General features: G+C 69.7%; 17 protein-coding genes. 7 read left to right on the top strand and 10 right to left on the bottom strand.

The genetic code is table 11. The annotated features are described in order from the left end of the window. Nucleotides 1-25: 25 nt before the first annotated feature. Together nusA and rimP are read right to left on the bottom strand one after the other, a co-directional pair. Nucleotides 26-1054 carry a transcription termination factor NusA gene (gene nusA / locus ACWF82_RS18715; protein WP_452502707.1) on the bottom strand — a complete coding sequence of 343 codons (1029 nt, stop codon included), beginning with the start codon at nt 1052-1054 and terminating at the stop codon, nt 26-28. After that, nucleotides 1051-1677: a ribosome maturation factor RimP gene (gene rimP, locus ACWF82_RS18710; RefSeq protein ID WP_452502705.1), complete on the bottom strand. Its 627-nt coding sequence runs from the start codon at nt 1675-1677 to the stop codon at nt 1051-1053. The genes nusA and rimP overlap by 4 nt, the downstream gene beginning before the upstream one ends. A gap of 249 nt (nt 1678-1926) precedes the next feature. Between rimP and ACWF82_RS18705 the strand changes: the two genes are divergently transcribed. Together ACWF82_RS18705 and ACWF82_RS18700 are read left to right on the top strand one after the other, a co-directional pair. Next, a complete protein-coding gene (locus ACWF82_RS18705) occupies nt 1927-2772 on the top strand; it encodes a hypothetical protein (RefSeq protein ID WP_452502703.1) in 846 nt (281 codons plus the stop codon). After that, the gene (locus ACWF82_RS18700; protein ID WP_452502701.1) at nt 2769-3206 is read left to right on the top strand and encodes a ferritin-like domain-containing protein; all 438 of its coding nucleotides are present in this window, start codon (nt 2769-2771) and stop codon (nt 3204-3206) included. The genes ACWF82_RS18705 and ACWF82_RS18700 overlap by 4 nt, the downstream gene beginning before the upstream one ends. 36 nt (nt 3207-3242) lie before the next feature. Here the strand turns inward: ACWF82_RS18700 and ACWF82_RS18695 are convergent, their stop codons facing one another. Continuing rightward, on the bottom strand, nt 3243-4994 hold the full coding sequence (locus tag ACWF82_RS18695) for an acyl-CoA dehydrogenase family protein (protein WP_452502699.1): 1752 nt from the start codon (nt 4992-4994) through the stop codon (nt 3243-3245). Between the two features lie 265 nt (nt 4995-5259). Then, nucleotides 5260-7008, bottom strand: coding sequence for a proline--tRNA ligase (locus ACWF82_RS18690; RefSeq protein ID WP_452502697.1), 1749 nt, complete (start codon nt 7006-7008; stop codon nt 5260-5262). Between the two features lie 104 nt (nt 7009-7112). Between ACWF82_RS18690 and yaaA the strand changes: the two genes are divergently transcribed. Continuing rightward, nucleotides 7113-7859 carry a peroxide stress protein YaaA gene (yaaA, locus tag ACWF82_RS18685; RefSeq protein WP_452502695.1) on the top strand — a complete coding sequence of 249 codons (747 nt, stop codon included), beginning with the start codon at nt 7113-7115 and terminating at the stop codon, nt 7857-7859. Here yaaA and ACWF82_RS18680 read toward each other — a convergent pair. The 4 genes from ACWF82_RS18680 to ACWF82_RS18665 all read right to left on the bottom strand — a co-directional run bounded on the left by ACWF82_RS18680 (nt 7849) and on the right by ACWF82_RS18665 (nt 10313). After that, nucleotides 7849-8244, bottom strand: a complete 396-nt coding sequence (locus tag ACWF82_RS18680) for a VOC family protein (protein WP_452502785.1) — start codon at nt 8242-8244, stop codon at nt 7849-7851. The two genes, yaaA and ACWF82_RS18680, sit on opposite strands and share 11 nt — an antisense overlap. Next, the gene (locus ACWF82_RS18675) at nt 8244-8525 is read right to left on the bottom strand and encodes an ArsR/SmtB family transcription factor (protein ID WP_452502693.1); all 282 of its coding nucleotides are present in this window, start codon (nt 8523-8525) and stop codon (nt 8244-8246) included. The genes ACWF82_RS18680 and ACWF82_RS18675 overlap by 1 nt, the downstream gene beginning before the upstream one ends. 90 nt (nt 8526-8615) lie before the next feature. Then, the gene (locus ACWF82_RS18670; protein WP_452502691.1) at nt 8616-9296 is read right to left on the bottom strand and encodes an NADPH-dependent F420 reductase; all 681 of its coding nucleotides are present in this window, start codon (nt 9294-9296) and stop codon (nt 8616-8618) included. Nucleotides 9297-9386: 90 nt separating this feature from the next. After that, entirely contained in the window at nt 9387-10313 is a 927-nt protein-coding gene (locus tag ACWF82_RS18665; protein WP_452502689.1) for a LysR family transcriptional regulator, read from the bottom strand. A 96-nt stretch (nt 10314-10409) separates the two neighbouring features. Here ACWF82_RS18665 and ACWF82_RS18660 point away from each other — a divergent pair, with 96 nt between their 5' ends. The 3 genes from ACWF82_RS18660 to ACWF82_RS18650 all read left to right on the top strand — a co-directional run bounded on the left by ACWF82_RS18660 (nt 10410) and on the right by ACWF82_RS18650 (nt 13623). Continuing rightward, the gene (locus ACWF82_RS18660; RefSeq protein WP_452502687.1) at nt 10410-11102 is read left to right on the top strand and encodes a type 1 glutamine amidotransferase domain-containing protein; all 693 of its coding nucleotides are present in this window, start codon (nt 10410-10412) and stop codon (nt 11100-11102) included. A 151-nt stretch (nt 11103-11253) separates the two neighbouring features. Further along, complete coding sequence (locus ACWF82_RS18655) at nt 11254-12123, top strand: SGNH/GDSL hydrolase family protein (protein WP_452502685.1); 870 nt, start codon at nt 11254-11256, stop codon at nt 12121-12123. Nucleotides 12124-12375: 252 nt separating this feature from the next. Next, nucleotides 12376-13623 carry a hypothetical protein gene (locus ACWF82_RS18650; RefSeq protein WP_452502683.1) on the top strand — a complete coding sequence of 416 codons (1248 nt, stop codon included), beginning with the start codon at nt 12376-12378 and terminating at the stop codon, nt 13621-13623. Between the two features lie 6 nt (nt 13624-13629). On the opposite strand, the gene ACWF82_RS18645 is transcribed toward ACWF82_RS18650, so the two are convergent. Continuing rightward, on the bottom strand, nt 13630-14250 hold the full coding sequence (locus ACWF82_RS18645) for an HD domain-containing protein (protein WP_452502681.1): 621 nt from the start codon (nt 14248-14250) through the stop codon (nt 13630-13632). A 161-nt stretch (nt 14251-14411) separates the two neighbouring features. Between ACWF82_RS18645 and ACWF82_RS18640 the strand changes: the two genes are divergently transcribed. Beyond that, nucleotides 14412-14825 carry a PPOX class F420-dependent oxidoreductase gene (locus ACWF82_RS18640; RefSeq protein WP_452502679.1) on the top strand — a complete coding sequence of 138 codons (414 nt, stop codon included), beginning with the start codon at nt 14412-14414 and terminating at the stop codon, nt 14823-14825. Here ACWF82_RS18640 and ACWF82_RS18635 read toward each other — a convergent pair whose 3' ends face one another. Then, nucleotides 14826-16286 carry an MFS transporter gene (locus ACWF82_RS18635; RefSeq protein ID WP_379308507.1) on the bottom strand — a complete coding sequence of 487 codons (1461 nt, stop codon included), beginning with the start codon at nt 16284-16286 and terminating at the stop codon, nt 14826-14828. Nucleotides 16287-16312: the final 26 nt, after the last annotated feature.

Genomic DNA, 16312 nt, shown 5'->3' with positions numbered 1-16312 from the left:
GGGGGTCGGGATTCCCGCATTTTCGTCAACTACGGTGCGCCTCCGGCCGGACCGAGTCGCCCGGCTCCGGAGCCGCGTCGCTGCGGATATCGATGCGCCAGCCGGTCAGACGGGCGGCCAGGCGGGCATTCTGGCCCTCCTTGCCGATCGCCAGCGACAGCTGGAAGTCGGGCACGATCACCCGCGCCGCCCTGGCATCAGGATCGACGACAGTGACCGAAACCACCTTCGACGGCGAGAGCGCGTTGCCGACGAAGGTCGCCGGGTCCTCGGCGTAATCGATGATATCGATCTTCTCGCCCGCCAGCTCGCTCATCACGTTGCGCACGCGCTGGCCCATCGGGCCGATGCAGGCACCCTTGGCGTTGACGCCGGGCACGGTGGACCGCACGGCGATCTTGGAGCGATGACCGGACTCACGGGCCACCGCGACGATCTCCACCGAGCCGTCGGCGATCTCGGGCACCTCGAGCGAGAACAGCCTGCGCACCAGGTTCGGGTGCGTGCGCGAGAGCTGGATCTGCGGACCACGCGGACCGCGGGAGACGCCGTAGACGTAGCACTTGATCCGGTCGCCGTGCTCGTAGGTCTCCCCCGGCACCTGCTCGGCGGGAGGGATCAGACCCTCGGCGCCGTTGGCCTCGCTGCCGATGCGGACGACCACGATGCCGCGGGCGTTGGCCCTGGCGTCGCGCTGGACCACGCCGCCGACGATGTCGCCCTCATGGGTCGAGAACTCGCCGAAGGACTTCTCGTTCTCGGCGTCGCGCAGCCGCTGCAGCACCACCTGACGGGCGGTGGTCGCCGCGATCCGGCCGAAGCCCTCTGGGGTGTCGTCCCATTCGGAGACGAGGTTGCCGTCGGCGTCGAGCTCGCGCGCCATCACCCGGACCACGCCGGTCTTCTGGTTGATGTCGATGTAGGCGTTGGGCTGGTGACCCTCGGTGTGCCGGTAGGCGGTGAGCAGCGCCGACTCGATCGCCGAGATCACGGTCTCGATGGGGATGCCCTTGTCGGCGACGATCGCCCGCAAGGCTTCGATTTCGATATTCATTCTGCAACCCCTTCGGTGGGAGAGTCACTGTGTTGGCCCGCGGCGAGGTCGGCGGGCTCTTCGCCAGGTACCGGACGGCCCGCGGCGATGCCGCCTGCCAGTTCGAGTTCGGCGGCACCCGGTGCGTTGAACTCGACCTGGACCACCGCGGAGGCGATGTCGGCGAGCGGCACGTGCACCCGGTGCGGCTTGTTCTTGCCGCCGAGGACGAGCGCGATGGTGCCGTCGTCGGCGAGCAGGCCGACCCGCGCTTCGAAGCGGGCCTTGCCCTCGACCGGTTCGGCGCCATCGCGCAGCGCGAGCTTCACCTTGCGGCCCTGGGCGCGTCGCCAGTGCCGCTCGGCGGTCAGCGGCCGGTCAACGCCGGGGGTGGTCACTTCCAGCAGGTAGGCGGATTCGCCGAAGTCGCCCGCGTCGTCGAGCAGCTCGGACATCTCCCGGCTCAGCTCGGCGATGGCGTCCAGATCGGCCGGGCCGTCGCTGTCGACGGTGACCTTCAACCGAACCGGTGCCAATTCGTCTTTGCCCGCAGACGCGATCGCGACGCCCTCGAGGTCGAATCCCCGGCGTGCGACGAGCTCAGCGACGAGCTGGCTCACCCTTTCCTCGGTGGGCATCGGCATATGGGCGGCTCCTGGTTCAGTTGTGACGCGATCGGAAATTTCTACGCCGAAGGTCTAGCGTAACGCGCCACGAGAGTGTAAAGGACCAGCCACTGGGCGTTGCGCACCGGTCCGCCCCGGCGTGCCTCGTGGTGTCGGGCCACCGTCGGCGGATCTGGCACGATGGTGCTCGTGCCCTTCCGCCATACCGTCCCGCCGAGCGCCGGGCGACCTTCCGGCATACGCTCCGACCGGCACGAATCCCGCCCGATGACCGTCGAGTCGTCGCGCCTGGTCGCCACGCAGCAAGCCGGATCGACCTTCCCCGTCGCCGTGCCCTCGGCCTCGGCCGCACCCGCACAACAGCATTCGCTCATCGGGCGCCCTGACGACCTGGCCACTCGTCGGGCAGCTCCGGCGGACCGGCACTCGTACTCGCGACGCGCAGCCGACCCGGCCACCCACCGGCCCGCACCGGAGCACCAGCACTCGCCGTCTCGACGCGCGGTCGCGCCGGTCACCCCTCGGGCCGCGGCAGCCGACCGAAACTCCGCCTCTCTGCCCCCGGCCGACCCGATCGCGGCGCGGCGAGGATGGGGGCGCCGCACGATCTTGCGGCTGGTCGGTGCCGGGGCGGTCGGCCTTCCGGCACTGAGCGTGCTCACCGCCTGCGCCGAGGACGACACCGTGCACGCCCCGGATCCGCTTGCCGCGCAAGAGGTTCTGGCCCGCGCCGACGCCGCGGCCGCCCAGGCCGCCATCGCGCTCGCGCCCCGATCCCAAGCAGCGCTGACCACCATCGCGACCGAGCGCTCCGCCCATGCCGACGCCCTGCGCACCGAGATCGACCGGGTGATCGGCGTCTACGGCGACGGCACCACCCCGGTGCGCCGCACCGGCGAGATCACCGTGCCGGGCCCGGACGGGCAACCGGTGCCCGCCTCGGCCGTCCAGACCCCGACCCAGCCGCTCACGATCGCGCAGCTGCGCGATCAGCTGGTCCGCTCCCAGCAGTCCGCCGCCGCCCTGGCGCGAACCCAATCCGGTTACCGCGCAGGGCTGTTGGCATCGATCAGCGCGGCCTGCGCCACCGAGGCAGGAGTCTTGCTGACATGACCGATCAACGACAGGCACTGCGGGCCGCACTCGACGCCGAGCACGCCGCCGTGTACTCCTACGGCGTCATCGCGGCCTACGCCAACGCCGACCGGGACCGCCTGGTCGCCGAGTTCAGTGCCGCGCACCGGGCCCGCCGCGACGCCACCATCGAACTGCTGGAAGCAGGCGGCACCGCGCCCGAGGCGCCGGACGCCGCCTACAACCCGCCGTTCCCGGTCGACGATCCGATCCCCGCGGCGAACCTGGCGGTCGCGGTCGAGTCCGATTGCGCCGCAGCGTGGTACGCCGTCGTGGAACAGGCATCCGACGAGTCGGTGCGCGCCACCGCGACCGAGGCGCTCACCGAGTCCGCGGTGCGCCGTGCCCGCTGGCAGGCGATCCTGGGCGCGAACCCGGTGACCACCACCTTCCCCGGCCGCGCCGCGGTGTAGTCCCGGGCGGCACCCACCGCCCGGGACCTGCCCTTGCTACGGGCGCATCGCGTAGGCGCCGTCGTAGGACTCCACCTGCGCCCACACCCGATCGAACCGCTCGGCGTCGGCGACCGGGCTGCGCAGGGCACCGATCGCCCACTCCCGCTGCGCCTCGGTCACCGACGGCTTGCCGAGCAGGGCGGTGGCCTGGGTGTTGAAGTCGCGGATCTGGAAGTCGAAGATCTGGTCGAGCATGTCGCGGTCGAGCCCGGTGAGCTCGGCCTGCTCGAGGATCAGCTGGCCGTAGACCACCGTGGAGAACAGGTGGCCGATGGTCAGCATGAAGTCCAGGTCCTTCTGCTGATCGGCGTCGGGCGCCGCGGTGAGCAGCAGGGCGCGCAGCGCCTTGGCCTGCTCGTAGAACCGGCCGACGTTGGGCACGTCGGCGGCCTGCTCGTAGGCCGGGGTCCAGTCGGCGAACTGCACCTTGCCCGCACCGCGCGCCGGGCCCTGCTTCCAGAAGAACTCCTGGTCGCCCGGCGCCAGGTCGGTGCCGATGGCCGGGTACTCCTTCGGGTTGAGCAGGTAGTTCGGCATGAACTTCAGGATCTGGCCGACGTTGACGTGCACCGTGCCCTCGAGCCGGGGCAGGTGGTTGATGTAGCGCGAGGCCTGCGCGAAGTAGGTGGCCTTCTCGAAGCCCTTGGCCGCCAGCACATCCAGCAGCAGGGTCATCGCGACCTCACCCTCGGAGGTGACCTTGGACTTGGTCATCGGGTTGAACAGCAGGTAGCGGCGGTCCTCGAGCGAGGCGCTGCGGAAGTAGTCCACCGCACGGTCGCTGAACAGCTTCATCGCGATCAGGCGCGCGTACGCGTCGACGAAATTGCCGCGCACGTGGGCGAAGTCGGTGACCGGGTTGCCGTAGAGGATGCGGTTGTTGGCGTGGGTGATGGCCTCGAAGAACGAGTGCTCGACCATGCCGATGCTGCCGTGGCAGAGGTTGAACTTGCCGACATTGACGGTGTTCAGCGCGGCCGAGAAGCCCTCGGGCCCTTCGTGCAGCACGTCGGCGGCGGTCACCGGGTAGTTCTCCAGCCGGAAGTGGCTGACATACATCTGACCGTGGATGACGCTCTCGATCAGGTGGTAGTTGTCGTGGCGGCTGTCGGCGGCGAACCAGATGTAGCCCTCGGCCCCTTCGACATCGGCGCGGCGGGAGAACACCGACACCATCGAGGCGACATTGCCGTTGCCGATGTAGTACTTCTCACCGTTGGCGCGGAACAGGATGCCCGCCTCGGCGTCGGCGCTGCCCGGCTCGCTCGGGGTCAGGATCAGGTCGGTGTTGTAGATGTCGGCGCCGTGGTCGCGCTCGGACAGCGCGAACGCCATGACCTGACCCTCGTCCAGGTCGGCGGCTGCCTTGCGCTTGGCGATCTCGTTGTCGCTCTGCCAGATCGGGCCGAGGCCCAGGATGGTGACCTGCTCGGCGTACCAGTACGCCAGGCCGTAGAAGCCGAAGATCTCGGCCAGCGCCGCGTTGCGGGCGGCGTCCCAGCGCTTGTTCGGGTCACCATCGGCGTAGGCGGCCGGGGTCAGGAAGGTCGCGAACAGCTTCTCCTTCGCGACGAAGTCGAGGAATTCCTGGGTGAACACCGCGTCGCGGTCGTCGGCCAGCAGCTGCGCCTTGCCCTTGGACTCGAACCACTCGATGGTGGCTCGCAGCAGGCGCCGCGTCTCGGCATCGAAGTGCTGCGGGTCGTAGGTGGCGGGGTTGAACAGCAGGCTCGGCGAACTCGTCATGGGGCTAACTTAGCAGCGCCGCCACACCGCCACGCCGGGCCTCGAGGCTATGACCTGCAGGTTTCCCCTACGTAGGCGTAAGTTCGGTGTTGCCCGGCCTATTCGTGCAATCCGTCGACGCCCAGTCAGAAAACTGATCGAGGCGAGCAGAATCGCACGATTACGCCGGGCCGATGTGCCTGAGACCTCGGCGCAGTCACGTGCTCGCCGTAGACAAACGAATCGCGCTGCTCCGCGGGGAAGCAGCGCGATTCGTGGAACGAACTCAGCCGCGGATCTTCGCGGTGACCGCGGTGACGGCGTCGGAGGCCGGGATCTCCTCGGCCTCACCGGTGAGGCGGTTGCGCAGTTCGACCTTGCCGTCGGCCCAGCCGCGGCCGATCACGAGAATCCACGGCATGCCGAGAAGCTCGGCGTCCTTGAACTTCACGCCCGGCGAGGCGGTGCGGTCGTCGAAGAGGACCTCCAGGCCCTGGGCGTCCAGACCGGCCACGACCTGCTCGGCGCCCTCGCGGGCGGCGGCGTCCTTGTTGGCGATCACCACGTGCACGTCGAACGGGGCGACCTCGGCGGGCCAGCGCAGGCCCTTGTCGTCGTGCTGCTGCTCGGCGATCACCGCGACCATGCGGGAGACGCCGATGCCGTAGGAGCCCATGGTGAGACGGACCGGCTTGCCGTTCTCGCCGAGCACGTCGACATCGAAAGCGTCGGTGTACTTGCGGCCGAGCTGGAAGATGTGGCCGATCTCGATGCCGCGGGCCGCCACCAGCGCGCCCGCGCCGTCGGGCGAGGGATCGCCGTCACGGACCTCGGCGGCCTCGATGGTGCCGTCGGGGGTGAAGTCACGACCGGCGACCAGGCCGACGACGTGCTTGCCCTGCGCGTCGGCGCCGGTGATCCAGGCGGTGCCCTCGACGACACGGGGGTCGACGAGGTAGCGAACACCGTTGGCCTGCAGCGCCTTCGGGCCGATGTAGCCCTTCACCAGGAAGGGGTTGGCGGCGAAGTCGGCCTCGGTGAGCAATTCCACCTCGGCGGGCTCGACAGAGGCTTCCAGGCGCTTGCCGTCGACCTCGCGGTCGCCGGGGAGGCCGATGCCGAGGATCTCGGTCTTGCCGTCCGGGTGGCGCAGCTTGACCATCACGTTCTTCAGCGTGTCGGCCGCGGTGACGGTGCGGTCCAGCACCTTCGCCTCGTTGGCCCACTCGACCAGCGTCGCGATGGTGGGGGTGTTCGGGGTGTCGTACTCGACCGCGGCGGGCTGCCCCTCGATGGGCAGCGGCGCGGGTGCCGACGTGACCACTGCTTCCACATTGGCCGCGTACCCGGACTCGACGCAGCGCACGTAGGTGTCCTCACCGATGGGGCTCTCGGCGAGGAATTCCTCGGAGGCGCTGCCGCCCATGGCGCCGGAGGTGGCGGCCACGATCACGTACTTGACGCCGAGGCGTTCGAAGATGCGCTGGTAGGCCGCGCGGTGGGTGGCGTAGCTGGTGGCGAGACCGTCGTCGTCGAGGTCGAAGGAGTAGGAGTCCTTCATGGTGAACTCGCGGCCACGCAGGATGCCGGCGCGGGGACGTTCCTCGTCGCGGTACTTGGCCTGGATCTGGTACAGCGTGACCGGCAGATCCTTGTACGAGTTGTATTCGCCCTTCACGGTGAGCGCGAACAGTTCCTCGTGGGTGGGGCCGAGCAGGTAGTCGCCGCCCTTGCGGTCCTGCAGGCGGAACAGGGCGTCGCCGTATTCGGTCCACCGGTTGGTGGTCTCGTAGGGCTCGCGCGGCAGCAGCGCGGGCAGGGAGATCTCCTGGGCGCCGGTGGCGTCCATTTCCTGGCGCACCACGTCCTCGATCCGGCGCAGCGTGCGCAGGCCCAGCGGCAACCACGAGTACACGCCGGGAGCGATCCGGCGGACATAGCCGGCGCGAACCAGCAGTTTGTGGCTCGGCACCTCGGCGTCGGCGGGATCGTCTCGCAGGGTGCGCAGGAACAGGCGGGAGAGGCGGGTGATCACGGATGCACAGAGTAGTCCCTGGTCCGGGGCGCCGTGCAAGCCGATAACGGTTCCATGGCCACCAGCGGCCGCGGCGCGGGGCGACGCCGGTACCGTAGGCGATCGTGCTGGTGCTGCTGTCTCCCTCCGAAACCAAGTCCGACGGCGGAACGGGCGCGCCCCTCGACCTGGCCGATCTGGCGATGCCGCAGCTCACCGCGGTGCGCGACAAGCTGGTCACCGAGGTGGTGCAACTCGCCGCCGACCCGGCCGCCTCCGCCGCCGCGCTCGGCCTCGGCAAGGGCGCCGACGCCGAGATCGCCCGCAACGCGAGCCTGCGCACGTCGCCGACCCGGCCGGCGCTGGAGCGCTACACCGGCGTCCTCTACGACGCACTGGACGCGACGTCGTTCACCAAGGCGCAGCGGGCGAAGGCGTACGCGCGCCTCGGGATCGGCTCGGCCCTGTTCGGCGCGGTCCGCGCGAGCGACCCGATCCCCGCCTACCGCCTCTCCGGCGGCACGAAACTCCCCGGCCTGCCGACACTCTCGGCGCTGTGGCGCGACGTCCTGCCCGACGCCCTCTACGCGGAGGCCGCCGGCGAGCTCGTCATCGACCTGCGCTCGGGCACCTACCAGCAGCTGGGCCGGGTCCCCGACGCGATCACCGCCAACGTCCTCACCGAGCACCCCGACGGGTCACGCACGGTGGTCAGCCACTTCAACAAGCATCACAAGGGCCTGCTGGCCCGCGCCCTGGTCCTCACCAGGGCGGAGCCGACCGATATCCGTGCGGTGGCGCGGGTGGCGACCAAGGCCGGACTGCGCACCGAGATCGCCTCTCCCACCGAGCTTCTCATCATCACGCAGTAGCGGGCGCGCCCATCAGCTGGATGAGGTTGCCGCAGGTGTCGTCGAAGACGGCGGTGGTGACCTCGCCCATCGGCTGGGGCGGCTGGGTGAACAGGACGCCGCGGTCGAGCAGGCGGCGGTATTCGGCGTCGAGATCGTCGACGGTGAAGATCATGCACGGGATGCCGTCGGCGGTGAGGGCGGTCTTGTAGTTCTGCGCGATCGGGTTCTGGTCGGGTTCGAGCAGCAGTTGCGTGCCGTCGACGTCGGCGGGCGAGACCAAGGTCAGCCAGTAGTACTCGCCGATCGGCACCCGGTCCTTGACCTGGAAACCGAGCACGTCGGTGTAGAACTTCTCGGCCTTGTCCTGGTCGTCGACGAAGATGCTGGTCACACCGATGCGGATCATGTGTCCTCCTGGGGGATCGGCCATCGCTCCGACACCGCGCGCAACGGCGTGAAATCGGCGTGATGGAACTTGTAGCGGCCTGCACGACGGGTGCTCACCAGTCCGGCGGCTTCGAGTATTCCCAGGTGCTGGGTGATCGCCTGCCGCGAGGAACTGATCCCGTGCTTGGTGGCGAGCTTGGCGCACAGTTCGAACAGGGTCTGTCCGTCCCGGTCCGCCAGTTCGTCGAGGAGCGCGCGCCGCGTCGAATCCGCGAGTGCCAGGAAAATATCGGTCACGGCGCGCGCTCCTCCCGTCGTCTCCCCTCGAACAATAGGCAAGCGATAGCTTGCATGTCAAGCATCGACGCAGGTAGACGATCCCCGGGGTCAGACTTCGGCGGCGGCCAATGCGGCCCGCACCGTCGCGGCGTCTCCGGTGGTGGCGGCCGACGGCGGCCACGAATCCCAGGCGACGGCGTACGGATGGACATAGACCGGGGTGTCGCGCTGGGAGCGACGGCTCTCGGCGAGAGTGCCACCGTCGACGACGTCGTAGCCGAGGGCATCGATCAGGTGCGCGGCGGCGATCTTCGCGGCCGGGTCGTCGCCGAAGACGGGCAGCGCCGAGCGGTCGGCCGCGCCGGCGGGACGTGCCAGTTCGGCCAGATGCTCGAAGTAGATGTTGTTGAACGCCTTGACAACCTGCGACTCGGGCAGGTGCCGCTGCAGCAGTTCACTGGTGGTGACGGTGTCGGCGTCGAGTTCGGCGACGGCGCCGTCGCGCTCGGGGTAGTAGTTGTTGGTGTCGAGCACGACCTTGCCCGCCAGCGGTGCCACCGGCACCTGCTGATACGCCTTCAACGGCACGGTCACCACGACGAGATCACCGGCGGCCGCGGCTTCGGCCGGTGTCGCCGCCCTGGCCAGCGGGCCCAGTTCGGCGACGAGGCCGGCGAGTGTCTCCGGCCCGCGAGAGTTGCTGAGTACCACGTCGATTCCGGCGGCTACCGCCAGTCGTGCCACAGTCGATCCGATATTGCCGCTGCCGATCAATCCGAGTGTCGTCATGTGCTCGGTCAACCACCGATCCGGTGCGCGTGTTCCTTTGCCCGGTCAGCGAGAGATAACCCACCGATCGGGTGGATCGGGAATACCGGGTCACCACTCGCGGGCCGCTTCCGTCAGCCGGGCGCGGACCAGTTCGACGTGCGGGCGGGGTGGGGCGCCGACTCGGCGGGCCAGGAACCCGGTGTTGATCGGGGGGTCGGCGGGGTCGAGCAATGTCATCAATGAGCCGTCGCCGAGTTCTCGGGCGCACAGGTAGCGGGGCAGCACGCTGATCCCGGCGCCCGCGAGCACCACGGCGAGCACCGCGCGCAGGTCGGCGACGATCAGGGCCGGTTCGGTCTCCAGGCGGGTCCCGAACACGTGCCGCCAATACCGGCGCAGGATCGGCAGATCCGCGGCGTAGCTGATGATCGGGGTCCCGTCGAGTGCGGCGGGGCCGTCGGCGCGCAGGCGGCCGGTGTCGATGCCGTGCGCCACCGAGGGTGCGGCGACGAGCAGGAATTCCTCGTCGAAGAGTGGTTCGGCGAGGACGGCCCGGCCCCGCGGACGTGCGGTCGCGACGACCAGATCTAATGTCCCCGAACGTAATTCGGCCAGAAGGTCGTCGGTGAGTCCGCTGGTGACGGTGAGCCGCACACCGTCGGCGATCAGCGGCGCGAGCGCGGGCAACGCCTGCACGGCGAGCATCTCGGCCGGACCGCCGAGCAGCACCGGCGGTTCGGGCGACGGGGGATGGTCGGTGACAGCGCCACCGACGACCGACTCCAGCGCGTCGAGCGGGGCGCTCACCCGTGCCGCGAGCTCGTGGCCGGCGGCCGTCGGGGTCACCCCGCGGGGCAGGCGCTCGAACATCGGCCTGCCCAGGTGCCGTTCGAGCGCCTGGATCTGCGTGGTCACGGTCGGCTGGGACAGCCCGACCTGTGCGGCGCCCGCGGTGAGCGATCCGGTTCGATAGACCGCGAGGAACGTCCGCAGCTGAACCAGATCCATCGACCCATCGGCTGGCCTATGTCTCATATCGACCAGTCTATTGGTCAGGAAATGCCACTGTCCCTAGCGTTGGACCTACGACCGGTCGTCACGAAACCCCGTTGAACTGGAGTAAGGAATCCGATGGCACACATCCTGTTCGTCCTCACCGGCGCCGACCACTGGACCCTCGCGGACGGCACCGAGCACCCCACCGGGTACTGGGCCGAGGAGTTCGCCGCGCCCTATGAGGCGTTCACCGGCGCGGGCCATCTCGTCACGGTGGCGACCCCGGGCGGCGTGGTCCCGACGGTCGACCAGGCGAGCCTGGCCGCCGAGGCGAACGGCGGCGCCGAAGGTGCGGCCGCCGTCGCCGATGTCCTGTCCGGCGCCAAGGCCTTGCGGCAGCCGATCCCACTCGCCGACGTCGACCTCGCCGACTACGACGCCGTGTTCTATCCCGGCGGCCACGGCCCGATGGAAGACCTCGCCGTCGACCCCGTCTCCGGCAAGCTCCTCATCGATGCCCTCGCCTCCGGCAAGCCGCTCGGCGTCGTGTGCCACGCCCCCGCCGCCCTGCTCGCCACCGCCGACGCCGCGGGCAACTCCCCCTTCGCCGGGTACCGCGTCGCCGCGTTCAGCAACGCCGAGGAAACCCAGGCCGGTTTCGCCGACAAGGCGAAGTGGCTGCTGCAGGACCGCCTGGTCGCCCTGGGCGTCGACTACCGCGAGGGCGAGCCGTGGGCGCCGCACATCCAGGTCGACCGCAACCTCTACACCGGCCAGAACCCCGCCTCCTCGGCGAAACTGGCCGCGGAGATGCTCACCGCGCTCTGACAGGCGGACCAGGGCGTCGACGGCCGCCGGGACCCGGTGCAGATCCGCCGGTCCCGGCGGGTAGGCACATTCGGAGCACTTCCTGGCGCTGTCGGCGGCGGGTGTCGAGCGAGGGTTGTGGCCTGGGGCACATCGTCTTACTCTTCGCGATGTGGATCCCCGCCGTTCGATGAAGAACAGCCTGCGCGCGATCGCCGCGGCATTGATGATCTCGGCACTGCCGCTCGTACCCGCGCAGGCCGAGCCCGCGGTCGCGAACGGGACGGCCTATGTCGCGCTCGGTGATTCCGGCGCGGCGACCACCGGCGCAGCCAACCTCGACGTCGAGGCGCCACTGCGCTGCGTGCGCTCCACCACCAACGCTCCCCGGCTGGTCGCCGAGCGCCTCGGCCTCGCCCTGGACGACCGCACCTGCAGCTCCGCGAAGATCCCCGATCTCTACGCCTCCCAAACACCCGGCGTCGGACCGCAATTCGACGCGCTGGGGCCCGCGACCGAGATCGTCACCGTGCACATCGGCGCCAACGACGCCGACATGACCCGGTACCTCCTGAACTGCCACGCGGCCGCGGCATCCGGCGGCTGCGCGGCCATGCCAGATCCGGAGTGGGACCGCAAGATCGACGCGATCGCCCCCGCCTACGCCACCGCACTCGCCGACATCGCCCGCCGCGCCCCCGGTGCGCGAATCTTCGTCGACGGCTGGCCGACCTACCTCGGCGAGACGAGCTGCCCGGCCATGCTCGGCCTGCTCCCCGCCGACGCCGCCTACATCCAGTCCAAGTTCGCCCGCCTCAACGCCGTCGTCGCTCGCGAGGCCGCCGCGCACGGCGCCGTCTACATCGATACGATCGCGGCCTCACCCGCACTCGGCATGTGCGCCGACCCGTCCGTGCGCTGGTTCGACCCGCTCGTCGCCGACCAGACCCTGCTCCCCTACCACCCGACCCTGGCCGGCCAGCGCGGCGTCGCCGAACTCATCTCCGCCGCTATCGAATCCAGCGGCGCGCTCAACCGCTGACCCGACCCCTCCAGCTGCCGACGGGACTCGGCGCACCGAATCCCGTCGCAGTGCCGAGACCCCGCCTGACATCGACAAAGCCACGATTCCTTGTCCCACAGTGCAATTCGCACCCGCTGCGGGTAATGTTCGCCGGTTCTGCTGCGGCTCGCCCGGGAGAACGTGACAGCGATCCGGCCCCCGGTGGCATCGCGACGGCGCATCGTCGCCCGTCCGGGCCAGGGGCCAACAGTGGAGTGGAGCAGGGCTCGAATGGGTTTTCTCAGTGGCGTTTTCGGAAAGCGCAGGAGCGATTCCGACGACTACGCGGCGTTCGGCGAGTGGGCGCTGGCGATCGTGCGGGCGCGCCCGGGCATCGTCTCCGCCGAGTTCGACGCGGCGGAGTTCGCGATCACCTACGCCACCCCGGCGGGTGGCTGGGCACAGATAAACCTGGCCACCCCGTACCGTTCCGTCAGCGCGGCACCGCGGGAACTCGCGGGTGATGTCCTGATGTTCCAGCTGAACAACCTGATCGACAATGTCGGCGACGATTCCTCCGGTCTCGCCTGGGCGGCCGTCGCGCCACGTCTGCGACCGGTGATCCGGCAGGCAGGCGAACTGGCGACGCGGGTACAGGGCCTCTCGCTCGCCGAGAACACCCTCTGGCGACCACTGCTCCCCTGCCTGATGGAACGGGTGGTGATCGACAAGCCGACGTCGATGGAATCTGTGACGCCGCAACACCTGGCGACCTGGGGCGTCGACGCGGACACCGTGTTCGAGACCGCGCGCGCCAATATGACCGAACTCGGCTCGGCGATCGTCGATGTCTTCGATCCGGCGGAGGGCGTGTTGTACCTGGCCGACGAGGACGGTGAGATGTACGCGGGCGCGCTGCCGCTCGCCGCGGGCTGGATCGCCGGTCTCGGCGCGAAAGCCGGTGCGCTGCCGATCGTTTTCGTGCCGGGCAATGTCGGGGTGTTCGCCGGTTTCGCGACCTCGCCGCAGCGGGTGCGTGAGCTGGTCGAGGTCGCGCGCGGGTTGTTCGACGACGCGGTGCGCCCGGTGTCGCCGGTGCCCTACACCCTCGACGAGCACGGCAGGCTCGTCCCGTTCACCGTGCCGCGGCACCATCCGGCGTGGCCCGCGATCCGGTCGGCCGAATCGACGCTGGCCGCCCAGACGTACGCCATGCAGCACGACGGACTACGCGCCGACCTCGAAGCGGAGCTCATCGAAGACTACGCCGCGACACTGCTACACACCCGCGGCCCCGACGGCATCGAAACCACCTTCGCGCCCTGGACCGACACCGTCCCGACCCTGCTACCGCACGCCCACAACATCACGTTGACCAACGTCGACACCGGCGCCACCTTCGGCGTGCCGTGGCATGTCCTTGCCACCGAAGTCGACCTGGTGCCCGTGCCCGGCCTCTTCCCGGCCCGTTACCGGGTGCGGTACCACCCGGGCCCGCAGGCGATGGCCAGAATGGCCGCCGCGCAGGGTCTGCGCTGACCGGCGCTATCCCGTGAGCTGCGCCAGCTCCGCCGCCAGATTCGCGCGGGCCCGCTCCTCGTAGCGGGCCCGCGCCGCCGCGGTCCGGAACAACACCGGCTGATTCGCGATCGCCCGCAACACCGCAGCGCGACCGGAACAGAACAGATCGTCGGGCACGTGCCCGTACTCGACCCGCACCGCGGCGGCGTAGGCCGCGTAACTGTCCGGGTCGCCGCCGAGGACGACCAGGTCGGCATCGCAGAGCACCGCACCATTGGCGTCGCCCGCTTCGGAGTCGTGACCGCGCGTGAGCAGCACGAGCCGCACCACCTCGGCGACGAGTTGTTTTCCGGCGCCGAGGGATTCGAGGACGTCACGGGCCAGGTCGGCGCTGCGCTCCTCGTTGTCGGCCCGGTCGACGGCGTAGATCGCGTCATGGAAGAACGCGGCATAGCGGACGGCGTCGATATCTGTTGCGCTGTCGGCCAATTCATCGATCGCATGCAGCATCGTCCGCAGGTGGGCGACGGTGTGATACCGGCGGTGGGGCTCGGCGTATCTGGCGATGATCCCGGCCCCGAGCTGTACGGAGTCCGGGCCTGCCAAGGCGGTCCAGCGGTCGAGCAGATCCAGCGACGACGTCATGGTTCCAGTGTCGGCCGACCCACCCCACCCGACAACCGGTTTCGGTGTGACGATTCCGGTACCGGCACGGTGTCACCGGAAATGCCATGGCACGAGCAATATTCCGCCGCCGTGGGGCCGTGGCAGGAATGCCGGGGCGCTCCGGGACGTTCTTCCGGAGCGTGACCGATACCGCAGTACTTTCCGATGAACTGAAGTCATATCTGGACGAGGAGAAGGTCTACGCGACCGTCGCCACGCTCGGAGCGAACGGGCATCCGCACCTGACCGTGGTCTGGATCAAACGTGACGGCGACGACCTGCTGTTCTCCACCACCGTCGAGCGACAGCAGGCCAAGAACCTGGTGCGCGACCCCCGGGTCACGGTGATGGTGAACCCGCCCGAGCGGCCGTTCCTCTACGCCGAGATCCGTGGCACCGCGACGACCGTCCCCGATCCGGAGCGCGAGCTGCCCGACGAGATGTCGCTCAAGTACACCGGCAAGCCCTACCGTGAGTTCAATCCCGCCTCCGTGCACGACGGGGAGCGCGTCATCGTCCGGATCACCCCGCGCCGGGTCGCCGGTCGCCTGTGATCAGCTGCGCTGGGCCTCTTCCTGCGCGTGCTGGGCCTGCACCAGCTGCTGCGGGGTGTAGCGCAAGCTCAGCGCGACGAGCGCGGCCAGCACCGCCAGGCCGGAACACACCAGCAGCACCAGCGCGTACCCGCTGTTGAGCGCGTCGATCTCGGTCGGGGTCATGTTCGCGGCCAAGCCGTCGCGACCGCCGAGCGAGAGCGTGCGCGAGGCGGCGATCGGGCTGAGCAGGCCGATCGCGATCGGCGTCGCCAGGCTCATGAACATCTGGCCGACCGCCGAGAGCGGGCCGATGTTCGACGGCGGCACCCCGACCAGCACACACAGCGGCGCCAGCACGATGGCGACACCGACACCGAAGCCGATCACCAGGAGCAGCGCCAGCAGGGTCGGCAGGTACTGCACGTGCCGGTCCAGCGTCGACCCGAACAGCAGCCCGCAGGCCAGCACGACCGCCGCCGCCGACAGCAGCCAGCGCGGCGCGATCACCAGCGCCGCCTTGGACGCCACCGCGCCACCGACACCGATGCCGATGGTGAACGGGATCGAGGCGACACCGGCCTGCAGCGGGCTGTAACCGAGCACGTTCTGCAGCAGCTGGGCGACGAAGAACGTCATCGCGCCCAGTACCGCGCCCGCCAGGAAGATCAGCGCGAAGGTGGCGACCCGGTCGCGGCTGTCGAACAGCGACCACGGCAGCAGCGGATCGGACTGGCGGCGCTCGGTGAGCACGAAGACCACCAGCAGCGCGAACCCGCCGATCAGCGAGCCGAGGATCACCGGGCTGTCCCAGCCCATGGCCGGGCCCTCGGTCGCGCCGAACACGATCGTCGCGCAGGCTAGCGTGCCCAGGATCGCGCCCTTGATGTCGAGCGGAGTGCGGTGGTGGGCGGTGTCGGTGAGCTTGTAGATCGCGCCGAGCACGATCAGCGCGCCGATCGGCACATTGATCAGGAAGATCCAGCGCCAGGAGAACTCGGTGAGCGCGCCACCGACGACCAGGCCGCCGACCGAGCCGATGCCTGCCATCGACCCGACGATCGCGATCGCCTGATTCCTGGCCGGGCCCGGCGCGAAGGTCGTCGCGACCAGCGCGAACGCGGTCGGCGCCGCGATCGCGGCGCCAGCGCCCTGGAAGGCGCGCGAGATCAGCAGCATCGCCTCACCGGTGGCCAGGCCGCAGGCCAGCGAGGCGGCCGTGAACAGCCCGACGCCGTAGATGAGCATGCGTTTGCGGCCGAACGCGTCACCGAGCCTGCCGCCGAGCAGCATCAACCCCGCGAAGGTCAGGCCGTAGGAGGTCACCGTCCACGCGCTGCCCGAACTGGACAGCCCCATCTCCTCCTGCAACCGCGGCAGCGCGAAGATCACGACGGTGCCGTCGAGCACGACCATGAACTGCAGGCCGCTCAGTACGAGGATGGCGAGGCCGAAGGCCCGCTTCGTCACCGGATACTGCATCGTCGCAGCGGGTTTCTCGAGCACAA

Source organism: Nocardia sp. NPDC055053, assembly GCF_053608285.1.
The sequence above is the reverse complement of the archived record's forward strand: the minus strand, read 5'-3'. Positions and strand labels throughout refer to the sequence as shown.